1 protein-coding gene is annotated in these 714 nt (G+C 48.5%); it reads right to left on the reverse strand.

The genetic code is table 11. From position 1 onward, the window contains the following. Positions 1 to 714 (reverse strand): DEAD/DEAH box helicase (locus tag R7Q46_RS27055; RefSeq protein ID WP_318078242.1); only part of this gene is annotated, 714 nt, incomplete at both ends.

Genomic DNA, 714 nt, shown 5'->3' on the forward strand with positions numbered 1-714 from the left:
GAAATCATCCTTCGATACCAAAGAGATCGCTTCACCTTGCGCGCCAGCACGGCCAGTACGCCCGATGCGGTGTACGTACTCATCCGCAGGGAATGGCAAATCGTAGTTAATCACTACTGGTAAGTTGTCGATATCAATACCACGCGCGGCAACGCCAGTTGCAACCAGATACTGAATTTCACCCGCCTTGAACTTCTCAATCAGTTCCTGACGAACACGCTGATTGCGACCACTGTGGAACGCTTCAGCCACAATGCCGCGCTTCTCAAGCTGGCTAACCAATTTAGCCGCGCCGTGTTTTGTTTCAATAAAGATCAGCACTTGCGACCAGTCGTTTTCATTCAGCATGTGGCTCAAAAGCGATGACTTCATGTCTTTATCGACGGTGGTGATCCACTGCTTGATGTTCGACTTAGATGCGCTGTGTTTTGCAATCGTAATCTCTTCAGGATCTACAATCGCGTTTTTGGCCAAATCACGAACTGGGTTCGACAACGTAGCCGAGAACAGCAAACTTTGAACATCTTCTGGCATGCAATCGATGATCTTATCGATCGAGTCGATAAAGCCCATATCAAGCATCTTATCGGCTTCGTCCAATACCAGCATTTCCACTTCATCAAAATGGATCGCACGCTGGCCGTATAAATCAATCAGACGTCCTGGTGTGCTCACCACAATATCTACGCCTTCAATCAGCGCTTGCTTCTGCGG

Source organism: Vibrio sp. 811, assembly GCF_033339195.1.